The sequence below is a fragment of the Micromonospora sp. BL4 genome (genome assembly GCF_003667505.1).
Taxonomy (GTDB): Bacteria; Actinomycetota; Actinomycetes; order Mycobacteriales; family Micromonosporaceae; genus Micromonospora.
The window spans coordinates 1-21513 of record NZ_RCVJ01000171.1; the positions used below are offsets into that span (position 1 = coordinate 1).

Genomic DNA, 21513 nt, shown 5'->3' on the forward strand with positions numbered 1-21513 from the left:
CGGCGGTGCGGTGGGGCCGTTCGGGGCGAGGTCGGGGGCCGTGGGCAGCGCCGCGAACCGGCCCAGCGTCATCGGTTCCGGTTCGCCCTGCCCGGTGCGGGCCAGCAACAGCCCGGCCTGCAACTCGGTGATTCCGGCCAGGCCGGCCTCGAGCGCCACCGCGTACTGCCGGCCGCCCCCGGAGTTGCGTACCAGGTACACCTGGCCGATCGTGGCGCCGGGCACCCCGGTGGCACGCCGGCCCAGCTCGGGCAGGGCGAGCGGGGCCAGGTCGGCGCCGGCGGGCAGCGAGTTGAGCAGGGCGGGCGCCACCGGCACGGCCCGGGCCCGGGTGGTGGCCAGCGCCGCCAACACCCGGTTGGGGTCGCGGATCAGGTAGCGCCGCTGGTGCCAGACCAGGTGCAGCCCGCCGTCCGGGTGGCGCGCCAGCAGGGCCTCGTCGCCGAGTGGCCGGCCACCGCCGGGCTGGGTGCCGATCAGCAACGCGGAGCGGGGCGCCTCGCCGGCCCCGCCGGCCGGGATCGTCGAACAGACCGTCCACCCCGCCGTGGCCAACCGGCCCGGGGCGGGCAGCGAATCCGGCGCGTCGGCGATGCCCAGCGGCAGCCCCCGCGGCACGCCGTCGATGGACCGGCGGGAGACCAGCACCGTCTTCGAGCGGTCCGCGCCGACGATCAGCAACGCCGAGGCGTAGTTGAGCACCGGGTGCAGCTTCTGCTCGCGGTAGACGAACCGGGCGCCGGACTCCTTCTCGACGATCACCGCGCCCGGGTCGCGCCAGCCGCTGCCGCCGCCGGCGAACAGGCCGTAGAGCGCCGAGCCGCCCAACCCGATCGCCGCGACCAGGACGCTGGCCAGGGCGGCGCCGGCCAGGCGCCGGAACGGTGACTGGGCCGGATCGGTCTCGCGCATCACCAGGGCGGCGACCGCCCGCTGGACGCTGAACTGGTAGGAGTGCAGCTGGTCCTGCCGCGACGGCATGAGGTCCCTTCCCGCTGGATCGGCCGGGCACAGGATAAGCGCTGCGTCGATGTCCCGCGGACCCTGCGTGGCCGCCGCCGGTCGGGCCGGTACCATCCGGGGACGATTCCGGCGGCGAGAGGGCACCCGTGGGCACGCGTTTCGAGGAGCTGGCCTGGCGGGAGACCCCGATCGGCGCGATCAGCCTGCGCCGGCGCCGCGACCCGGCGCTCGAGGTCGAGGTGTACGAGGTCAAGCTCGACGACGAGTTCCTGATGTCCAGCCTCTTCCCGGTCGCGGAGATCGAGCTGGCCCGGCTGGGCCTGGCCGAGCTCGCCGGTGACACGCTCGACGTGGTGGTCGGCGGCCTCGGGCTGGGCTACACCGCCCGCGCCGCGCTGGACGACCCGCGGGTGCGGTCAATGCTGGTGGTGGAGGCGATCGAGGACGTGATCGACTGGCACCGGCGCGGACTGCTGCCGTTCGCGGCGGGGCTCGCCGAGGACCCACGGACCCGGTTCGCCCACGCCGACTTCTTCGCCGCGGTGGCCGGCGACACCGGGTTCGACGCCGAGGCGCCGGGGCGGGTGTTCGACGCCGTGCTGCTCGACGTCGACCACTCTCCACGCAACGTCCTGCACCCCAGCCACGCCGCCTTCTACGCACCGGCCGGGCTGCGTCGCCTGGCCGCCCTGCTCCGCCCCGAGGGGGTCTTCGCGCTCTGGTCGGACGACCCGCCGGACGCCGAGTTCACGGCGGCGCTCACCGAGGTGTTCGCGACCGCGCGGGCGCACGTCGTGCCGTTCGCCAACCCGCTGACCGGCGGCGAGTCCGCCAACACCGTCTACGTCGCCCTCACGGCCGGCTGAGCGACCCGGCCCGCACGGCGTGGTGAGTCGCCCAGCCCGCACGGCGGGGTGAGCCGCCCGGCCCGCACGGCGGGGCGAGCCGCCCCAGCCCGCACGGCGGGGTGAGCCGCCCCAGCCCGCACGGCCGGCTGAGCCGACCCAGCCCGCACGACCGCATGATCGACACGGTGTCGGCGACATCGCGGTATCCCGTCGTCGGTGACAGCCCCATGTCGGCGATCCTGAGTCGATGAAGCGGCGCGCGGGCGGGTCGGGTTTCCACCTCCCCACCGCCCGTGGCCGCGCTCGGGCATGGTTTCGTCCGGATCGGGAAGGTGACCCGGACGTCGCCGCCACGGGCGCGACCGGTTACCGGAGGTGGACATGCGCGCGCTGCTCTGGGTTGTCGGCGTGGTCGCCGGCGTGCTGATCCTGCTCGGGCTGATCCTCGAGGCGGTCCGCTGGCTGATCATCATCGGGTTGATCGCGCTGGTGATCGTGATCATCCTGGGTGTCGTCAAGGGCCGGCAGGCCATGCAGCACCAGACCAGGCGACGGTGAGGGGCCGGCCCCTCAGAACCAGTCGGCGCGCATGTCCAGCGTGGTCCGGTCCCGGCTGTCCAGCAGGTCGAACTGCGGGCCGGTGCGGGGCAGCTCGACCCTGAAGAAGTACCGCGCGGCCTGCCGCTTGCCGGCGTGGAACGCGTCGCCGGACTCTTCCGGGGGCAGGGCCAGCACCTGCTCCAGCCACATCCACGCGATCACGACGTGCCCGACCGCCTCCAGGTAGGCGCTCGCGTTGGCCAGCGCGAGCACCGGGTCACCGTCGGCCCAGAGTCCGCGGGTGACCGCGACGACCCGGTCCACCGCCTCGGCCAGCCGGTCGGCCAGCTCGGCGGCCTCGCCCCCGGCCTTCCCGGCCCGGTCGACGGTCTCGCGGATCGTCGAGGTCAGCAGGGTCAGACCCGCCCCACCGTGCATGGTCATCTTGCGTCCCAGCAGGTCCAGCGCCTGGATGCCGTGGGTGCCCTCGTGGATCGGGTTGAGCCGGTTGTCCCGGTAGTGCTGCTCCACATCGTGGTCGCGGGTGTAGCCGGCCCCGCCGAGCACCTGGATCGCCAGGTCGTTGGCGGTCAGGCACCACTGTGACGGCCAACTCTTGGTGATCGGGGTGAGCACGTCCAGCAGCAGGTGCGCCCGCTTGCGGTCGGCCTCGACCGGGGCGGTCTTCTCCTCGTCGAGCAGCCGCGCGCAGTAGAGCACCAGCGCCAGCGCCCCCTCGACGTAGCTCTTCTGCGCCAGCAGCATCCGTCGTACGTCGGGGTGGTCGATGATCGGCACCTGCGGCGTGCCCGGGTCCTTCGCGCCGACCGGCCGGCCCTGCGGCCGCTCCCGGGCATACGCCAGGCTCTTGAGGTAGCCGGTGTAGCCGAGCGCGGTGGCGCCGGCGCCCACCCCGATCCGGGCCTCGTTCATCATGTGGAACATCTGGGCCAGCCCCTGGTGTGGTGGACCGACCAGGTGACCGACGGCGCCGGGGCGGCCGGCGGGGGTGTGGCCGCCGTCGCCGAAGCTGAGCAGGGTGTTGGTCGTGCCCCGGAAGCCCATCTTGTGGTTGAGCCCGACCAGCACCACGTCGTTGCGGTCGCCGAGCGAGCCGTCCGGCCCGACCAGCACCTTGGGCACGATGAACAGCGAGATGCCCTTCACCCCGGGCGGGCCGCCGGGGATCCGTGCCAGCACCAGGTGCACGATGTTCTCGGCCAGCTCGTGATCACCGCCGGAGATCCACATCTTGGTGCCGAAGAGCCGGTACGTGCCGTCCGGCTGCGGTTCGGCACGGGTGGTGATGTCGGCCAGCGAGCTGCCGGCGTGCGGCTCGGACAGGCACATGGTGCCGAAGAACCGGCCCTCCAGCATGGGTCGCACGTAGGTGTCGACCTGCTCCGCGCTGCCGTGCGCCAGCAGGAGGTTGGCGTTGCCCAGGGTGAGGAACGGGTACGCGGAGGTGGAGACGTTGGCCGCCTGGAACCAGGTGAAGCAGGCCGCCGCGACGGCGTGCGGCAGTTGCAGACCGCCGACGGACGCGTCCAGCCCGGCGGTGAGCAGGCCGGTCTCGGCGAAACTCTCCAGCGCCGCGCGGACCTGCGGGATCAGCCGTACCCGCTGCCCGTCGAAGGTGGGCTCGGCCAGGTCGGCGGCCCGGTTGTGCGGCGCGAACTGCTCGGTCGCCACCCGCTCGGCGAGGTCCAGGGCGTCGTCGAAGGTCTCCCGGGAGTGCTCGGCGTAGCGGGGGCGTTCGACCAGCTGGGACACCCGCAGCCAGTCGTGCAGCAGGAAATCCAGGTCACGGCGGGAGAGCAGGGTGGACGGCACGGCACTCCTCTTCGGGCACGGGGGCGGCTCGGTCCGGGGCGCCAGCCCGGCGTCGCCCCGGCCCATCCTGACGGATCGGCCGATCGTGCACCACCGGCGGCGGGGCACCGCCGCGCCCTGGGGGACGCGGCGGTGCGGACGACAACGCCGGACGGGGTGGGCCCGACGGTCAGCGACGGTCGGCGGGCCGGCGGGTCAGCGCCACGCCGAGCGCGATCATGCCGAGGCCGAGGAACAGGTGCAGCCAGTTGTCCGCGCCGTTGAGCGGAACGAAGTTGGCGCCGCTGGAGTGGTCGATGACCAGCCCGTAGAGCCAGAGCACGAGATAGACCGCGCCACCGCCGATCAAGTACCCGCGGGCGCCGGAGACCGTACGCGCCAGGGCCAGCCCGGCCACCCCGAACGCGAGGTGCACCAGGTTGTGCAGGATGGACACCTGGAACAGGCCGAGCAGCTTTGCCTCGGACTCGTGGCCGGCGAACATCATCGTGTCGTAGTTGCTGGTGATGCCCGGGATGAAGCCGAGCACGCCGACCAGCAGGAAGACCACGCCGACGACCTGTGCAGCCGTCTTCACCGGGTGTTTGACACCCGTCGCGGTGTCGGAACCGAGCCTGCCAACCATGTTATTTCCCTTCATCGATGTAGTACCGGGAGATGTCCCCCGGGCCCGCGCGGCGAAACCACCCGGGTCGCCCCGTGCCGCAGGGACCGGCCCGTGTGGACGACACCGAGGTACGCCGGCCGGACCGGCCGAGGCGGGTGACCTGTCGTACCGGCCGGCTAGGGTCACTGACCGTGACCGAACCCGGAGACGTCCCGTCCGAGGTCCTCGACCGGCTCCGGCCGATCTGCCTCGAGCTGCCGGAGACCTACGAGGAGCCGGCCTGGGTGGGCACCCGCTGGCGGATCCGCAAGCGGACCTTCGCCCACGTGCTCACCGTCGATCCCGATCATCAGGTCGCCCATGCCCGCGCCGCAGACGTGGACCAACCGGCCTGTCTGCTGATCTTCCGGTCGCCACCCGACGAGATAGCCGGGCTGGTGGCCAGCGGGCATCCCTTCTACAAGCCGGCGTGGGGCCCGAGCGTGCTGGGCATGGTCGTGGACGGGGGCATCGACTGGGGCGAGGTTGCCGAGCTGCTGGCCGAGAGCTACTGCCTGCTCGCCCCGAAGCGACTTGCCGCCCTGGTGGACCGACCGGCCGCGCCACCCGGCTGAGCGTCCCGCCGGGCGGCCCGACCGACCGCGTGGGCTGGCGACCCACGGGCCACCGGTTTCGCGCAGCGCGACCCGGGGATACCGCGCGCCGGGTGGTCGGTTCCTCGGCCACCGGTTGGAGTCGAGGGGCGCCGTCGGGCGAGTGAGGAGCGGTTCCGTGGCCACGCTGCCCACCGAGGAGGATCTCCGACTGACGCCGGTGCTCGCCGAGGACCGGGTGTGCACGGGCGTGACGACCGTGCGGGAGCGGGTCTTCCTGAGTTACCCGTCGGCGGACCGGCCGGGCGTGCGGGTCGCCGAGGCGTTGCCGGACGGCCGGCGCGTCCCGTACCCGGATGCCGCGTGGAACGCGACGGACCAGCCGCCGGACGGGGCGTTCGTCAACGTCAACGGGCTGCGGGCCGGCCCGGACGGCCGGCTGTGGATCATCGACGCGGGCGCGCCGGGGATCGGCGTCCGGCAGGTGCCGGGCGGGGCCCGGCTGATCGTGGTCGACCCGGACGGCGACCGGGTCGACCGGGTCTACCACCTGGACGCGGCGGTACATCCCACCAGCTACGTCGACGACGTCCGGTTCCACGACGGCGTCGGTTACCTCACCGACGCCGGATCGCCCGGCCTGCTCGTGCTCGACCTCGACTCGGGACAGGTCCGGCGGGTGCTCGACGGGCATCCGAGCACCGTGGGCCGGCCTCTGGTGGCGGACGGCCGCCCGCTGCGCGACCCCGACGGCGGGGCGGTCCACGTGCACGCCGACCAGTTGGAGGTGTCGCCCGACGGCCGGTGGTTGTACTACCAGCCCGCCTCCGGCGGGATGTCCCGCATCGCCACCCGGTGGCTGGACGACCCGTCGGTGTCCGCCGAGGAGTTGGGCCGACGGGTCGAACCGTGGTGGGACAGCCCCGGCACCGGCGGTACGGCGATCGACGCCGCCGGCACCATCTACCTCAGCGACGTGGAACGACGGCGCGTCCTCACCCTGGCGCCGGACCGCACCGTGCGCACGCTCGTCGCCGACCCCCGGCTGGCCTGGGTGGACGCGATGTGGATCGACGCCGACGCGCGGCTCTGGCTGCCGGCCGCCCAGCTGCACCTGACCGCCGGGCTCAACGGCGGGCACGCCGCCGTCGACTACCCGGTCCGGATCTACCGGATGCCGGTCGACGCCGGCCCGCCAGCACTCGACCACCCCTGAGCGCAGGACCGGGCGACGCGGGCCGGTCGGGCGCGCGATTCGTCGATATCCTGCCTCGCATGCACCGAAGCCGCGTCTACGCCCTGCTGATCGACGCTCCCGAGGCGGAGGCCGCCCGGGCGGCGGCGTTCTGGTCGGCGGCGTTGGGCGTCAGCACCCGGTCCGATCCCGCCGAGCCGCAGTTCACTAATCTGCACGAGGCGCTGCCCGGCCTGGTCACGGCGGTTCAGGCGGTCGATGACGCGCCCCGCTTCCACCTCGACATCGAGACCGACGACGTGGCAGCCGAGACGGCGCGGTTGATCGCCCTCGGCGCCACCGAGGTGTCCCGGTGGCTGGAGTGCCGCGTCCTGCGAGCGCCCGGTGGGCATCTGGTCTGCGTCCTGCCGGTGGAGAGCCCACCGGAGGTCTTCGCCGCCCAGGCCCGGACCTGGCCGTGACCCGACGTCCGCCACGCCGGTCGGAAGCGGCGGCGCTGTCGGGGGGCGGCGCTAGGGTCGCGGCCATGGCAGAGTTCGTACTGGTGGCAGGGGCATGGCTGGGCTCGTGGGTGTGGGACGAGGTGCTGCCGCCGTTGCGCGCGGCCGGGCACGGCACCCACCCGCTGACCCTCTCCGGCGTCGCCGACAAGCAGGGTGTGCCGGCCGGGCAGCAGACCCACGTGCAGGACATCGTCGGTGAGATCGAGCGGCGCGACCTGCGCGACGTGGTGCTGGTCGGGCACAGCTACTCGGGCATCCCGGTGGGTCAGGCGGCCGAGCGGATCGGCGACCGGCTGACCCGGGTCGTCTTCGTCGACTCGGAGGTGCCGGTCGACGGCGGGTCGTTCGCGTCCGGCTGGTGGCAGGGTCCGGCGGCGCTGGAGTCGTTGATCGCCGACAACGGCGGCTACTGGCCGCCGGCGAGCCCGGCCGATCTCGACGGCCAGGGGCTCACCGAGGAACAGATCACCCGACTGACCAAGGGCTTCACCCCGCACCCCGGCGCCACGCTGACCGAGCCGGCCGTGCTGACCCGCCCGCTCGGAGAGCTGCCCACCACGTACGTCAAGTGCCTGCTCGACGGGCCCGAGCCCAAAGACACGGTGGTTGGGCTGCTGACCAGCGACCACTGGCGACTGGTCACGATGGACACCGGCCACTGGCCGATGGTCTCCCAGCCTGCCGAGCTGGCCCGGCTGCTGCTCGAGGCAGCGGGCTGATCCGCCCGGGTTCGGGCCCGGCTCCGCGCGTCGGGCGTCCCCTGGTGGGCGCCCGACGGGCCGATCAGGTCACCGCGTCGTCGAGGGTGGCGATGTGGCGCACCGGCGACGCGAACAACCACAGCACGGCGAGCACGCCGCCCAGGCCCGCGATGACGAGCGTCGGCCGCAGCCCGATGGTCGTGCCCAGAGCGCCGCCGACCAGCGCGCCCAGCGGCCGGATGCCGTAGTTGACGGCGCTGTACGCGCCGGCCCGCCGACCCCGCGCGTCGTCGGGCGTGACCGCGGTGAGCAGGGCGTTCAGGTTGACGTCCATCAGCATCACCCCGACGCTGGAGACCAGCTCGATGGCGGCCAGCATGGCGACCTTCGCCCAGGTGGGGCCGGTCACCAGCGCGGTCAGGGCCAGCGGCGCGGGAAAGAGGACGACGCCGATCATCGTGGTACGCCCCAACCCGATGGCGCGGGTGACCCGGGGTGCCAGCGCCGCGCCCGCCAACCCGCCGATCGCACCGGCGCCGAACGCGATGCCGATGGCGCCGGCGGACAGATCGAGCTCGCGGCTGGCGTAGAGCACCAGCAACGCGGTCGCGATGAACGAGAAGAAGTTGACGGTGCTGGTGCAGCCGAGCGCCGCGCGCAGCACCGGGTGGCGTACCACCAGCACGAGCCCGTCGCGTACCAGGCCGAGGGTGGACGTCCGCCGCGGCGGCGGTGGCGCCTCGGCCACCGGGATGCGGCCGATCAGCAGCGCGGAGGCGAGGAAGGACACCGCGTCGACGACGACCGCGACCGGCGCGGTCAGTGCCTGGACCAGTCCCCCGCCGACGGCCGGGCCGGCCACGAACGACACCGCCCGGCTCATGCTCAGCTTGCTGGTCGCGTCGATGTAGGCCGACGGCGGCACCAGGGCGACGAAGAACGCCTGGCGCGCCATGGCGAACAGCACCGCCCCGGCGCCGGTGAGCAGCGCCACCAGGTAGAGCTGGGTGAGGGTGACCGCGCCGAAGAGGTACGCCACCGGCAGGCTGAGCAGCACCGCGGCGCGGATCAGGTCGGCGATGATCAGCAGGCGACGTTTGTGGGTGCGCTGGTCGACCCACGCGCCCAGGAACAGTCCCAGCAGGTTGGGCAACCAGATCAGCGCGGTGAGGATGCTGACCTGCGCGGGCGTCGCGGCCAGCAGGGAGACGGCGATCAGTGGGAGGGCCAGCTCGCTGATCCGGTCGCCGAACTGGGAGACCGTCTCGCCGATCCAGAAGGTGCGGAACCGCCGGTCGCGGTGCAGTGCCGGCCGGGGTGCCGTGCCGACGGCGGTCACGGCGTCGCCGGGTCGTCGTCGCCGGTCTCGGGCAGCAGGTAGCGCAGCATCCGGACGACGCGCGCTCCGGCCGGTGGCGTCTGCTCGTCCTTGCGGCGCACGTACGGGGCGAGCAGCTGCTCGATGGCATCCTCCAGCTCCCGCAGCTCGTCGGCGGTGGCCACGAACCGGGTGTCGGCCACCCCGGCCAGCCCGCGCCACTCGGCGTCCAACCGGGGCTCGTCGTGCAGCAGCCACTGCTGCGGCGCGTCGGCGGTCCGGGCGAACATCTCGCCGCGCAGTTGACGGCCGGCGGCCTGCCCCTCGGCGTCGTCGGGCAGCGTGAAGCGGAAGCCCCGGGCGGCCGCCTGCCACCAGCGTTCCCGCTTGCTGGTGGCCCCCTCCCAGTCGGTGACCAGGCCGAACGTCGCGAGATGCCGCAGGTGCCAGCTGACCACCGAGGGTGTGGCGCCCACGTGTGACGACAGCCCGGTGGCGGTGGCGGGGCCGTGCCGCTGGAGGCGGTCGAGGATGGCCAGCCGGACCGGATGGGCCAGCGCCCGCAGCGCCTGCGGCTCGGTGATCTCGAAATCTCCGTACGGGTTCTTGAGAGACATGTTTCGAAAGTAGTCTCTCACGTCAACCGGGGCAACCCCCGGGCCGAGCCGGATCGCCGCGGGTCAGCTCACCCCCAGCCGGGCCAGCGGCTCGACCAGCTCGCGCTCCTCGTAGCTGAGGTGGGACAGCAGGGTGTCGGTGAGCAGGTCCACCGCGGCGCGCAGCTCGGCCAACCCGTCCGGCGCCCCGACGTACGCGACCAGGGCCCGATCGACGCCCTCCAGGACGTCGTGAATGACGTGGTGCTCCTGCTCCAGCCGGTCGATGACCGGGCGGAGCCGGGGGTCGGCCTGCCGTAGCCGTGGAAAGAGTGCCTGGTCCTCGATGGTGTGGTGGGTGGTGACGATGCGGCAGTAGGACTCGCAGTAGGCGCCGAGCGTCCACCTGTTCTGCCGCATCGTCATCGTGTTGATGTGCGACCGGGCCGCCCCGGCGTCGATCTCGCCGGCGGCGACCTGCTCGATCAGGTCGTGGATCTGGGCCAGCTCGCCGCGCAGGCCGTCGTGCACCTGCACCAGGTGCTGGCCGTTGGCCTGCTCCTGCGGGGTGTACGTGCGCGCCGGGTCGGGTGCGGGCCCACTCGGGCGGGCCGACTCGTCCCAGACCTGCCGGTCGCTGCGCCGCCGGCCGTCGTCGGGGGTCGGCACCACGGCGAAGGCGCCGCCGGTCACGCGCGCCCGGGCCGGCCGCGCCGCGGGCGCGACGACCGGCGCCGGCTCGGTGACCGGCGTACGCTCCGGCGCCGTGGCCCGGTCGCGCTCGGCGGCGACCAGCTCACGGACGGCGGGGGCCACCTCGTTGGCGAACCGGCGCAGGTCGTCGGGATCGTCGCTGCCGAGGATGAAGGCGCTGATGCCGTCGTTGAGCGCGAGCTCGGCCAGCTCCCGCACCCACTGCTCGGCGGGCCCGTGCAGCGGGCCGCGCTCCGCGGACGCGAACTGGCCGGAGATGTTGAGCAACCGACGAACATCCCCGGGCGAGCGGCCGGCCCGCCGCGCGGCGTCGTCGATGATCTCGTTGCCCTTGGCCAGGTCACCGGAGTGCAGGTAGCCCAGCGACGGCAGCCACCCGTCGGCCCGGCGGCCGGTGAGCTCGAGCATGCGCGGCTTGTACGCGCCCAGCCAGATCGGCACCGCGTGCGCCGGGGCCGGACCGCGCTTCGCGCCGACGACCCGGTGGAACTCGCCGTCGACCCGTACGCCGCCCCGCGCCTCGGCGTCCCAGAGCTGGCGGATGACGTCGATGGCCTCCTCCAACGCCCGCACTCCCTGCCCGGGGGTCAGCCGTCGGCCGCCCATCGCCTCGATGGCCTCCCAGAACGCTCCCGCGCCGAGGCCGAGCTCGACCCGGCCGCCACTGAGCAGGTCCAGGCTGGCGACGCTGCGGGCGAGCACGGCCGGCGGGCGTAGCGGCAGGTTCGTGACGTTCGCCGACAGGTGCACCCGACCGGTCCGCGCGGCGACGTAGCTCAGCAGCGTCCAGGTGTCGAGGAACCTCGGCTGGTAGGGGTGATCCTGGAAGGTGACCAGGTCCAGCCCGACCTGCTCGGCCAGGACGGCGAGGGCGACGGTGCGCTCCGGATCGTCGCTGCCCGGCGTGATGAACGATCCGAAGAGCAGGTCGTGGCCGTAGTCGCCCATCTGCGGAGCCTCCCGATTTTCGCGCGACGCCTCGGTACGACGCGTCATGACCTAAACCTTATGCCACACAGAACATCTTCTGCCAACAAGGTCTGCGGTGCTGCGCTACTGTCGACGCATGACGGCTGCCACTGACACGCGGGACCGGCCCGATCCGCTCGACGAGGACCTGGGCTGGATGCTCGGGATCGTGTTCCGTGGCTACGTCCGGGCGGCCGAGCACGCGCTCACCGACTTTCCCGGCGGCCCGCGCGGCTACCAGGTGCTCACCGCCGCGATCAACGCGCCGGCCCGGAACCAGGGCGCGATCGCCGAGGAGCTCGGCATCGACCGCACCGTGCTCACCTACCTGATCGACGACCTGGAACGCCCCGGGTTCGTGGCCCGTCGGGCGGACCCGGCCGACCGGCGCAGCCGGCTGGTGGACGTCACCGACGCCGGCCGCGCGGCGTGGGAGGAGCGCCGGCGGGCGCTGCGGACCGTCGAGTCGCACCTGCTGGGGGCACTCGCACCGGCCGAGTCGGCGACGCTGCGGGCCCTGCTCCAGCGGGTCGCCTGCTCGGCCCAGGCGGTCGACCCGCTGCGCGACCTCTGCGAGGCGGTCGAGCAGGTTCGACCCGACCCCGCCACCCCTCCCCCGAGCCGGTCCGGGGCAGCGCGCGAGCCGGGCCGGCGGGCATCCGTCGCCCGCGCCCGCCGCCGCGGCACCGACTGACCCACCGACTGCCCGCCGAACGCGGCGCGGGTCCGCCGGCACCGCCCGACCGTCGTACGTCGAGCCGTGCCGGCGGACCCGCCGAGTCGCTGTCGTGTCGGTCAGCGCACGTGCACGAACACCGGGTTCGAGTAGAACCACAGGTCGTCCCACGGGCTCTCCAGCCCGTCGGCGAGAGGCTCGGCCTCGTCGGTGCTGGTGCCCCGTACCCGCGCGTAGGTATCGGCCTCGACGTTGCGCAGCGTGTGCCGGATGACGTAGTCCGCGCCCTGCCGACGCCAGTCCCGCGGGCCGAACCGGGCCACCACCTTGGTGGTGGGGTTGGTGTCGGCGTCCGGGCTCGCGCTCGGGCCGGTGATCTGGCCGACGATCAGGTCGACCCGGCGGACCTCGGGACGGTCACCGTTGGCGTTCTCACCGTCCAGCGGGCGGAACTTGATCTCGATCTCGACGTCGGTGCGACTGCGGCGGCTGACCGTGATGGTCTCGCCCACCTCGGCGGTCCGGCCCTGGGAGCTGGCGGTGACGTCGAGGCTGCGGACCAGGTCGCCGGTGGTGACCCAGATCCGGCCGTTGCGCAGGCCGTCCATGATGTCGCCGTAGTCCTGGCGGGCGTGCACGTAGGTCTTGCTGTACTCGCCCGGCCAGAAGTCCGAGCCGCCACGCGTCCAGTGCACGTGCGAGTCCGAGGTCGCGGTGATCCACCAACGCCGGCCCTCGCCGAGCAGCGAGTCCCACAGCCCACCGACCCGCGCGGTCATCTGGTCGAAGCCGCCGTAGGTGGGGTGGTTGCCGTACCCGCCCCGAGCGCCGCCGTTGAGCGGGCCCGCCTGGTGCCCGGGCGCGCCCTCGAAGCCGATGTAGACGTCCGGCGCGGCGTTGTTGCCGTTACGGAACTCGCGCGGCGTGTCCTGGCCGTAGACGCCGAGCCCGGGCGCGGAGCGGGACGCGTGGTGGGCGATCACCAGCGGCTTGTGCGGCATGCCCCGCGCGACCTTGAGGAACTCCACCATCTTGGCCTCGGTGTCCCGGGCCGGGTCGGTGGGGAACGCGTCGTACTTGGCGAACCGGCTCTCCAGCTCGAACAGCTGCTTCGCCTCGTCGTCGTGGCGCGGGATCATCAGCGTGTGGTGGTCCAGCGAGGGCGCGTCGAACTCCATGCCCCAGAACTGGAGCACCTCGGGGACCAGCTTGCGCGAGCGCAGCAGGTCGGGGTACGCCTGCTCGATGTTCACCTTCGAGTGGGTCGGTCCACCGTGGTCGGTGCACATGGCCCAGCTCAGGCCGAAGTTCTTGGCCATGATGGCGTTGGTGACGATCGGGTAGACCGCGTCCGCGCCCTTGTGGAACACCACCGGCGACTTCGTGGTGTCGAACTCGCCGCTGTACTCCGAGTGGACGTGGTGGTCACCGGCGCGCCACGCCCGGGCCTTCGAGTTGCCCCGGTCGTCCCTGTCGTCGCCGGGCCGGCGCTCCTCGTCCGCCCAGGCCGCGCCGGCGCCCACCAGCGGGCTGGCCGCGGCCAGCGTCGCGCCGACGCCCGCGTACTTGACCAGCTTGCGCCGCGACAGCTGCGCGCGCTCGACCTCTTCGGGTTGCTTGTCCCTCACGTGAGAGCCTCTCCTCGATCAAGCGAATGCTCTTTCGATCAAGGAGCCTCCGAGAGGGTCATGAACGGCGGCTGTACGTGACACGGGTCCACGATGAACACCCTGCCCGGACCCACGGCGAACGCTCGGACGCCACCGGCGGGACGCCCGTGCGGTCAGGCCGGGACGGCGCGGCGTGCCCGCCCGGTCACGGCACCTGCCGGGTGGCCCGCGTGGTCCGGGCGGCCGACGGGTCGGCCGGAGCGGTGACCACCCGAGGCGCGACGTCGACCGCGGGCAGCCCGGCCCGGCCGGCGAGCGGGAGGATCAGCTCGCTGCGACCCAGGTCGACCCGGACGGTGGCGTCCCGGTCGTCGGTCTCGGTGAACTCCGGGTCGCTCTGGCCGAGCACCAACCCGAGCACGTGGCCGGCGGGCACCAACGCGTCGTACGCGTTCAGCGGCACGGTCACCGTGTACCAGCGGTCCGGTCGCAGCGGGGTGCTGAACCGCAGTGAGCGGTGGTGGGCGGCGTCGAGCCAGCCCCGGGTCAGCACCGCGTGGTCGGAGACCTCGGTGATCTCCTCGGTGTCCCGGTAGCAGGCGTCGTCCGCGGCCGTGGAAGCTCCCCAGCAGGACTCGGTGTTCAGTGTCCGCACGCCCTCGGAACTGTCGTACCGGATCCGCTCGGCGGTGCCGTAGTCGACCAGCCGGGCGGTCAGCTCGGTGGTCGGCCGGTCCACCCGGACCCGCAGCCGCACCGAGGGGCTGCCGGAGATCCGCACCGGCGCGGCGAGCGCGCCGGAGAGGAAGACCAACCGCCCGGCGGTCGCGGTGCTCGGCTCGGCGACCAGCTCGGCCTCGGTCAGCGACTCGTCGACGTACGCCTGCGCGCGGCCCGGCCGCGCGCCCCGTCCCCCGAGGGTGCCGGTCACGCCGTCCCCGGCGCCGAGCGCGACCCGGACCGGCCGGGTGCCGGGCGCCGGCCAGTCCCGCTGCGTCGTCCACGTCCCGGGCGCGGTCTCCAGGTCGACCCGCGGCTCGTCCATGACCCCGTTGCGCAGCCCCTGCAACCAGTAGTCGAACCAACGGTGCAGGGAGTTCACCCACTCGGCGCGCCGGACGTCGAACGGGTCCTCGTGGCCGGCCTGGTAGAGCCAGAGCTTACGGGGCACGCCCTGCTCGGCCAGCTCCTGCCACCAGCGGGCGAACTGGCTGGTCGTGACGTTCAGGTCGTTGACGCCGTGCGCCACGAACACGCTGGCCCGGACCCGGCCGGCGTCGGGCCGGTAGTCGCGCTGCGCCCAGAAACCGTTGTAGTCACCGGTCTCCTCGGCGCTGTCCGCACGCAGCCGGGCCAGCACGTCCGCGCAGGCCTCGTCGGTGCGGCCGTTGACGTACGAGTGCAGGTATCCGGGGTAGTCGGCGGACCGCAGCACCCCCTGGTAGCGCATGTAGTCGTACCAGCTGGAGATCGCGGAGATCGGCACGATGGTCGCCAGCCCCGGCACCCCGGTGGCGGCGACGCCGTTGGCGACCGAGCCGTCCCAGGACTTGCCGATCATGCCGACCCGCCCGGTGCTCCAGGCCGCGCCGACCGGTCGTCCGTCGGCGGTGAAGGCGCGGGCCCGCCCGTTGAGCCAGTCCACCACGGCCTTGGCGCTGCCCACCTCGGCCGGGCCACCGACGTCCTCGCAGCCGGTGGACCGGGCGGTGCCGGCGAGGTCCACCGCGGCGAACGCGTAGCCGCGCGGCACGAAGTAGTTGTCGTAGAACAGCGGCGCCTTGGCGATCACGCCGGCCGCGTCGTACGTCTTGCGCTCGCTCTCGTTGCCCCGGCCGCAGCAGAGGTAGTAGGGCGAGGCGTCCATGATGACCGGCACCCGGACTCCCGCGGCGGCGGCCTCCCGGGGCCGGACCAGGTCGACGGCCACCCGGTCCCGTACGCCGTCGCCGTCGCTGTCCGCCCGGGTCTCCACCCAGACGCTCTCCCGGATCGCGTCGGCGTAGGAGTAGACGGGGACGGTCTTGTCGCCGACGACGTGCGGCGGGGTCGGGCGGTGCCGAGCTGCCGCCTCGGTTGCCTCGACGGTGGTGGCCGCCGGGGCGGCGGCCCCCGGAGCGGTGGGCAGCGCCGCGACCAGCAATCCGGTCAGGACAGCGGCGGTGAGGGCACGGGTGCGGGCGGGCGACGGTGCGGGCGACATCGGTGTCCTCCCCAGGGTGCGACGCGTGGATCACATTCCACCGCATCGATGTCCCTCTTGCCTAGTGTCCGCGTCGATCCGGTCGGCTGAGCGTGCGCCTTCCCCGATGGTCGGAAGCGGCGAGCGGCGAGCCGCGAGCGGCGGGACCGGGCGGGACGTCGTCAGATCCGGGCGCGGGGCAGCCAGCCGAGGAAGCGGAGCCGGGCCCCGGGCAACGGCAGCGTGGGCAGGTCCTGGGCAGCGGCGACGAGGCAGGAGCCGAGGTACACGGCGAGAGCGGCGCGGGCCCCGCCGAACTCGGCGAGGAGCTGACTCTGCTTGGTGGCGCAGGGCCAGTCTCGACCGCACCCGGTGCACGTCCAGCTCGGCGGGCTGGGCAGGTGCTCCGGCAGCCTCGGCCGGTACCGGCCGACGACGTTGTTGTCCGCGCGGCCGTCGCGGCGCCGCGGCACCGGCCGGTCGTTGCGGCGCCCGGGCCGCAGGGCGGCGGGCAGGTAGCGCCGGACGGTGCCGAGGAGCGCGCCCACGCGGATCAGGGCGTCCGGCCCCACGTGGTGGGTCAGCAGCGCCGTCAGCAGGTGGTGCCCCAGCAGGTCCAGGGAGTCGCGGTTCAGGCCCAGGTCGCGGCACAGGTCGACGAACCGGGGCGTCGTGAGCGGCACCCGGTCGTCGAGCGCCCGGCGCAGTACCTCGCGCAGCGCACCGTCGAGGCTCCGCACCGCGTCCGTCCCGCCCAGCGCCAGACCGTCCTCGCTCGCCACCCGTGCCAACGTCTCGGCCACGGCCAGCCGGACGACCCGGTCGGATTCGGTGCTGTCCAACGGTTCCCCCTAGGTGCGAGCCGCCCGGCAGTCGCGGCATCCCGGGAAGTCGTGACCAGAATTCCGCCGGTGCAAGGTGCACGGCTAGGTCAGCAGACGCAGGATCACCGGACGCGTTAGTCGGAAAGCGAAGTCCACGAAGGGCTGATTGGACGAGGGCGAGCGACACAGCCGCGGCCTATCGTATTGTGAAATTCCCATCAATGGCTATTGCCATAGTGGGAATTCGATCCTCGTCGGTCCTGGTTCACCTCCCGGCAGCACCATCCCGGACGGAGACACAGCGGATGACGTCACCAGTGCAGACCCGCGGGTTCGACAGCGGCGATCCGTCGGCCATCCACGCCTTCCTGACCAGGACGTACGGTACCGACCTGCGCATCCGCGGTGGGGACGACGGATACCGTCTCGTCCACCAGCGCGTCGACGCAGGGCCGTTCGCCCTCGTGACCATCGAGCAGACGGCCTCCCTCGACATCGGGGTGGGCGAGATCGACGGCCTGGTCATCTGCCGTGCCCGCACCGCCCGCGTCGACCGCACCTGCGACGGCGCGACCCACCGACTCGTTCCCGGTGACGTCTTCCTCGCCACCAGACCCGAGCTGCCGTTCGCCGTCAGTTGGCACCCCGGCGAGGTGGAGATCTGCGTGCTGGACCTGGCGGTGCTGGCACAGGTCGCCACCGCCGCGCCCGCCCGACGCCCCGGCCGGATCCGGTTCACCGACATCAGCCCCGCCACCGCGCCCCTCGCCCGGCAGTGGCGCAACACCACCAGCTACGTCCGCGACGTCGTCCTGACCAGTCCGACCGGCCCCGCGCAACCGCTGGTGATCGGCAACGCCGCGCGGATGCTCGCCGCGTCGGCGCTCACCATCTTTCCCAACACCGCGGTCACCGATCCGACCATCGAGGACCGACGAGACGCGACCACCGCCACGCTGCGCCGGGCGGTCGCCTTCATGCACGAGTACGCGGACCGGGACATCACCGCGGCCGACATCGCCGACGCCGCCGCCGTTTCCCTGCGGGCGGTGCAGCTCGCCTTCCGCCGTCACCTCGACACCACCCCGATGGCGTACCTGCGTCGGATCCGGCTCGACCGGGCCCACCACGACCTGCTGCGGGCCGACCCGGGCCGGGACACCGTGTCGGCGATCGCCAGCCGGTGGGGGTTCGCCAGCCACAGCAGGTTCACCGCCCGGTACCACGCCAGCTACGGCGTGCCCCCGCGCGAGACGCTCAACGCCTGACCGGGCCAGCTCGGATCGCCCGTCCAGCACCCCCTTCCGGGCGCCGCCCGGGAACCGGCGCTACGGTGACCCGCCGAGCCGGTCGAGGTCGGCCCGTACCTGCTCGGCATCCGGATGGTCGAGCTGCCTCAGCAGGGTCAGGGCCGCCTCCAGGCAGCCCCGGGCCGCGTCGGGATCTCCGGTCGCCTGCCGCGTCTCCGCCAGGTGGCGCAGGATGTCCGCCTCGTTGAACCGGTCGTGGAACCCGCGGACCAGCTCCAACGCCCGTTCGTAGCATCGGGCGGCCTGCGCGTACTCCCCGAGGTGGTGGTGGGCGAAGCCGAGACTGTCCCACGCGCCGGCCTCCGCGTGCGCGTCGCCGATCTTCTGGTGCACCGCCACGGCCTCGGCGCAGAAGGCCAGCGCCTGTCGGTGTTCGCCGAGCAGCACGTGCAGCCAGCCGAGGTTGTTCAGCGCCAGCGCCTGCCCCGGCCGATGGTCGAGATGCTGGTAGAGCTTCAGGGCCTGCTGGTTGAAGTCGAGCGCCTCGGCCCAGTTGCCCCGCTGGTGGCAGATCCAGCCCAGCCCACGCGCGATGTCCGCCTGCCGACCCTCGTCACCCAGCTCGCCGAAGAGCGCGAGCGCCCGCCGCTGGTTGTCGTACGCCTCGTCGAGCAGCCCCAGCTGGGTGCCGGCCAGGCCCAGGCTGCGGTAGGCGTGCGCCTGCCGCAGGGGGTCCTGGAGTCGCCGCGCGGCGTCCAGCGCGAGGCGCTGGGTCTGCGCCCAGTCCCGCCAGTGACCCTGGTAGTCGAGGAAGGTCTCCAGGGTCCACGCGAGGTGCCAGGTGTGCCGGTCGAGCCCCTGCGCGGCGGTGTGCTCCAGGGCGGCGAGCAGCATCGGGTGCTCGCGCGCGAACCAGGCCAGCGCCTCGGGCTGGCCGGAGAACTCCGCCACCGACCAGCCGGTCGGCGCCGGCCACGCGGCCACCGGCTCCCGCTGGGGGTCGAGCACCCGCGCGGCCCGCTGCGCGGTGTGCAGGTAGTGCTCGACCAGCCGGAGCAGGGCGGCGGCCAGCAGCTCCGGCGGCTGGTCGCGGTGCGCCCGGTCGGCGGCGTACAGGCGCACCAGATCGTGCAGCCGGTAGCGCTCCGGCCGGTGCTGCTGGACCAGATGGTGGTCCTGCAACGTCTGCATCAGCAGCCGGGCCCGGGTGGGCGGCAGGTCGGCCAGCCGCGCCACGGCCGCGAGCCCGATCTCCGGCCCGGGAGCCAGCCCCAGCAGCAGGAACAGGCGGCTCGGCGCGGCGGCGAGGCGGTGGTGCGAGGTGGCGAAGACGGCACGGAGGTCGGCGGTCAGGTCGCCCGCGTTCAGCGCGTCCAGCCGGGTGGCCTCCTCGCGCAGCTCCTCAGTCACCGCGTCGAGCGGCAGGCCGGGCTGCATCACCGCCCGCGCGGCGACGATGCTCAGCGCCAGCGGCAGCCCGCCACAGCGCCGCACGATCTCCCGGAGGCTGGCCGCCTCGGCGTCCGCCCGCTGCCGGCTGAGCAGCCGGGCCAGCAGGTCGTGCGCCTCGTCGCCGTCGAGGACGTCCAACCCGACCCACCGCGCGCCGTAGGCGGTGATCAGCCCGCCGAGTCGGACCCGGCTGGTGATCAGCACGACGCAGCCGGGGCCACCGGGCAGCAGCGGCACCACCTGCTCCAGGCCGTGCGCGTTGTCGAGCAGGATCAGCATCCTCCGGCCGGCGACCAGGCTGCGGTAGAGCGCGGCGCGGGCGTCCAGGTCCGCCGGTACGGACGTGGCCGGCACCCGCAACCCGTCGAGGAACCCGCGCAGCGCGACCTCGGGAGGCATCGGGCCGGCCGGATCGAAGCCGCGCAGGTTCACGTACAGCTGGCCGTCCGGGAAGCTGGCGAGATTGTCGTGGGCCCAGCGCAGCGCGAGGGAGGTCTTGCCGACGCCACCCGGCCCGCCCACGGCGCACATCGCCACCGCCTGCCCGCCGTCGTCGCGGACGGACAGCAGGCGGGTCAGCTCCGACAGCTCGCGGGCGCGGCCGGCGAAGTGGGGCGGCGGCGCGGGTAGCTGACGCGGGACCGTCGCCTCGCCGACCACGACCGTCCCGGCCCGGTCCGGCAGCTCGGTGTCGCCCTTGAGGACGTCCGTGTGCAGCCGTTGCAGCTCCGGCGTCGGGTCGACGCCGAGCGAGTCGGCGAGACGACGCCGCAGTCGGTCGTACTGGTCGAGCGCCTCCGCCTGGAGACCGGAACGGCTCAGCGCGAGCATCAGCTGACCGACGAGCCGCTCGTCGAGTGGGTGCTCGTCGACGCACGCCATCAGGTACGGCGCCAGCGTGGCGTGCTGACCGTGGCGCAGGGCCAGGTCGCTGCGGTCCCGGTCGACGGCGATCCGGTCGCGCTGCAACGCGTCCCGCAGGCCGTTCGCCCAGGGCGTGTCCAACGGCGTGAGCGGCTCGCCGCGCCAGAGGTTCAGCGACTCGTCGAAGATCCGTAGCGCCTGCGCGGCGTCCGGTGTCGTCCGGGCCAGCCCCGCCAGGCGGTGGAACCGGTGCAGGTCCACCGAGTCGGGGTCGGCGGCGAGCAGGTATCCACCGGACTGGCGGACGATCCGCACGTCGTCGGCGGTCGTGAGGCAGGCGCGCAGCCGGGAGACGTAGCTGTAGAGCGTGGCATTCACGCCCGCCGGCGCATGCTCGCCCCACACCCGGTCGACGAGTTGCCCGACCTGCACGACCTGGTTGACGTCGACGAGCAGCGCGGCCAGGACGCAGCGCTGACGGACGTGACCGACGTTGAGCGGTTGGCCGTCCACCTGCGCCTGGAGCTCACCGAGCAGGCCGAATTCCGTGGGCATCCACACCGTTCCTTCACCCGGGCATCACGCCGGGAAGCCGCGCCAGTCAAGCCTTCAAGCCTGTCCAAGGATTGTCCAAGATGGACCGGCTACGCGGGCCCCCGTTCCACGGCTCGGGAAGCGGGGCGGTGCGTGGTCCAGGCGCCGCCCCGGGTGTCAGGAGGCGCGCGGCAGGGCGAGCCATTCCTGCCAGGTGATGTCGCGGCCCAGGAAGCGGGGCTGCTGGAAGGGCCAGTCCGCGGCGATCCACCGCGGTACGAGCGCGTCGAGTGCGCGCTCCGCCTCGCCGCCGACCAGGTCGTCCACCACCCACCAGGCGATCTCGCCGTCGGAGCCGGTGCGCTCGGGCGGGTCGATGTAGACGCAGCCGAGGATCGCCGTCTCGTCCTCGTCGAGCAGCGCGTAGTTGAACGACTGGTGCGCGGCTATCTCCTTCTCGTGCCGCAGCAGGTCGACGCGGTCCTCTTCGAAGGTCATCGTCTCGCTGGGCCACGCCCAGGCCGGGCCGAAGATCTCCCACAGGCGTTCCCGGGAGCCCATCACGGCGGGGTAGTCGAGCGCGGTGTCCGACTCCCGGATCGGTCGCAGGTGCAGCGTGGTGTTCGGCACGGGCACGTGGAGGGGGTGGACGAAGTCGTCCGGCAGCCAGCTCATGAGGGCTGAGGCTACAACCCGCGATGATCTTCAGGGCGGGGACGATCGACGAGACGCCTACCGGCA

General features: G+C 73.4%; 19 protein-coding genes. 8 read left to right on the forward strand and 11 right to left on the reverse strand.

Going from position 1 to position 21513, the window contains the following annotated elements:
* The coding region (gene eccB / locus EAD89_RS23175) for a type VII secretion protein EccB (protein WP_121677196.1) at positions 1-981 on the reverse strand (981 nt) is incomplete at its 3' end.
* A gap of 128 nt (positions 982-1109) precedes the next feature.
* Here eccB and EAD89_RS23180 point away from each other — a divergent pair.
* Positions 1110-1829, forward strand: a complete 720-nt coding sequence (locus EAD89_RS23180; protein ID WP_121677197.1) for a spermidine synthase — start codon at positions 1110-1112, stop codon at positions 1827-1829.
* 363 nt (positions 1830-2192) lie between these two features.
* Positions 2193-2369: a hypothetical protein gene (locus tag EAD89_RS30810; RefSeq protein ID WP_167627024.1), complete on the forward strand. Its 177-nt coding sequence runs from the start codon at positions 2193-2195 to the stop codon at positions 2367-2369.
* Between the two features lie 12 nt (positions 2370-2381).
* Here the strand turns inward: EAD89_RS30810 and EAD89_RS23185 are convergent, their stop codons facing one another.
* Positions 2382-4184 (reverse strand): acyl-CoA dehydrogenase, encoded by a 1803-nt coding sequence (locus tag EAD89_RS23185; RefSeq protein WP_121677222.1) that lies wholly within the window; start codon positions 4182-4184, stop codon positions 2382-2384.
* Between the two features lie 169 nt (positions 4185-4353).
* Positions 4354-4809 carry a DUF4383 domain-containing protein gene (locus EAD89_RS23190; RefSeq protein ID WP_121655710.1) on the reverse strand — a complete coding sequence of 152 codons (456 nt, stop codon included), beginning with the start codon at positions 4807-4809 and terminating at the stop codon, positions 4354-4356.
* A 173-nt stretch (positions 4810-4982) separates the two neighbouring features.
* Here EAD89_RS23190 and EAD89_RS23195 point away from each other — a divergent pair, with 173 nt between their 5' ends.
* The 4 genes from EAD89_RS23195 (at position 4983) to EAD89_RS23210 (ending at position 7801) form a co-directional block, all read left to right on the forward strand.
* Complete coding sequence (locus tag EAD89_RS23195; protein WP_121655709.1) at positions 4983-5405, forward strand: MmcQ/YjbR family DNA-binding protein; 423 nt, start codon at positions 4983-4985, stop codon at positions 5403-5405.
* 157 nt (positions 5406-5562) lie between these two features.
* A complete protein-coding gene (locus tag EAD89_RS23200) occupies positions 5563-6600 on the forward strand; it encodes an L-dopachrome tautomerase-related protein (RefSeq protein WP_121677198.1) in 1038 nt (345 codons plus the stop codon).
* Between the two features lie 59 nt (positions 6601-6659).
* Positions 6660-7040 carry a VOC family protein gene (locus EAD89_RS23205; protein ID WP_121655707.1) on the forward strand — a complete coding sequence of 127 codons (381 nt, stop codon included), beginning with the start codon at positions 6660-6662 and terminating at the stop codon, positions 7038-7040.
* Between the two features lie 65 nt (positions 7041-7105).
* Entirely contained in the window at positions 7106-7801 is a 696-nt protein-coding gene (locus EAD89_RS23210; RefSeq protein WP_121677199.1) for an alpha/beta fold hydrolase, read from the forward strand.
* Between the two features lie 64 nt (positions 7802-7865).
* Here EAD89_RS23210 and EAD89_RS23215 read toward each other — a convergent pair whose 3' ends face one another.
* From EAD89_RS23215 to EAD89_RS23225, 3 genes are all read right to left on the reverse strand, one after another.
* Positions 7866-9122, reverse strand: a complete 1257-nt coding sequence (locus EAD89_RS23215) for an MFS transporter (RefSeq protein WP_121677200.1) — start codon at positions 9120-9122, stop codon at positions 7866-7868.
* Complete coding sequence (locus EAD89_RS23220) at positions 9119-9718, reverse strand: helix-turn-helix transcriptional regulator (protein ID WP_121655704.1); 600 nt, start codon at positions 9716-9718, stop codon at positions 9119-9121. The genes EAD89_RS23215 and EAD89_RS23220 overlap by 4 nt, the downstream gene beginning before the upstream one ends.
* Before the next feature lie 63 nt (positions 9719-9781).
* Positions 9782-11407 carry an LLM class flavin-dependent oxidoreductase gene (locus EAD89_RS23225; RefSeq protein WP_233578968.1) on the reverse strand — a complete coding sequence of 542 codons (1626 nt, stop codon included), beginning with the start codon at positions 11405-11407 and terminating at the stop codon, positions 9782-9784.
* 70 nt (positions 11408-11477) lie between these two features.
* Here EAD89_RS23225 and EAD89_RS23230 point away from each other — a divergent pair, with 70 nt between their 5' ends.
* On the forward strand, positions 11478-12074 hold the full coding sequence (locus EAD89_RS23230) for a MarR family winged helix-turn-helix transcriptional regulator (protein ID WP_199733602.1): 597 nt from the start codon (positions 11478-11480) through the stop codon (positions 12072-12074).
* Between the two features lie 101 nt (positions 12075-12175).
* Here the strand turns inward: EAD89_RS23230 and EAD89_RS23235 are convergent, their stop codons facing one another.
* From EAD89_RS23235 to EAD89_RS31150, 3 genes are all read right to left on the reverse strand, one after another.
* Positions 12176-13684 carry a phosphoesterase gene (locus tag EAD89_RS23235; protein WP_121653327.1) on the reverse strand — a complete coding sequence of 503 codons (1509 nt, stop codon included), beginning with the start codon at positions 13682-13684 and terminating at the stop codon, positions 12176-12178.
* Positions 13685-13871: 187 nt separating this feature from the next.
* The gene (locus EAD89_RS23240; RefSeq protein ID WP_121677203.1) at positions 13872-15869 is read right to left on the reverse strand and encodes a Xaa-Pro dipeptidyl-peptidase; all 1998 of its coding nucleotides are present in this window, start codon (positions 15867-15869) and stop codon (positions 13872-13874) included.
* 161 nt (positions 15870-16030) lie between these two features.
* Positions 16031-16690: a hypothetical protein gene (locus EAD89_RS31150; RefSeq protein WP_233578970.1), complete on the reverse strand. Its 660-nt coding sequence runs from the start codon at positions 16688-16690 to the stop codon at positions 16031-16033.
* Positions 16691-16977: 287 nt separating this feature from the next.
* On the opposite strand from EAD89_RS31150, the gene EAD89_RS23250 reads away from it, so the two are divergent.
* The gene (locus EAD89_RS23250) at positions 16978-17940 is read left to right on the forward strand and encodes an AraC family transcriptional regulator (protein WP_147457352.1); all 963 of its coding nucleotides are present in this window, start codon (positions 16978-16980) and stop codon (positions 17938-17940) included.
* A gap of 60 nt (positions 17941-18000) precedes the next feature.
* Here EAD89_RS23250 and EAD89_RS23255 read toward each other — a convergent pair whose 3' ends face one another.
* On the reverse strand, positions 18001-20793 hold the full coding sequence (locus tag EAD89_RS23255; protein WP_121677204.1) for a BTAD domain-containing putative transcriptional regulator: 2793 nt from the start codon (positions 20791-20793) through the stop codon (positions 18001-18003).
* 156 nt (positions 20794-20949) lie between these two features.
* The gene (locus EAD89_RS23260) at positions 20950-21447 is read right to left on the reverse strand and encodes a GNAT family N-acetyltransferase (RefSeq protein ID WP_121677205.1); all 498 of its coding nucleotides are present in this window, start codon (positions 21445-21447) and stop codon (positions 20950-20952) included.
* Positions 21448-21513 lie beyond the last annotated feature (66 nt).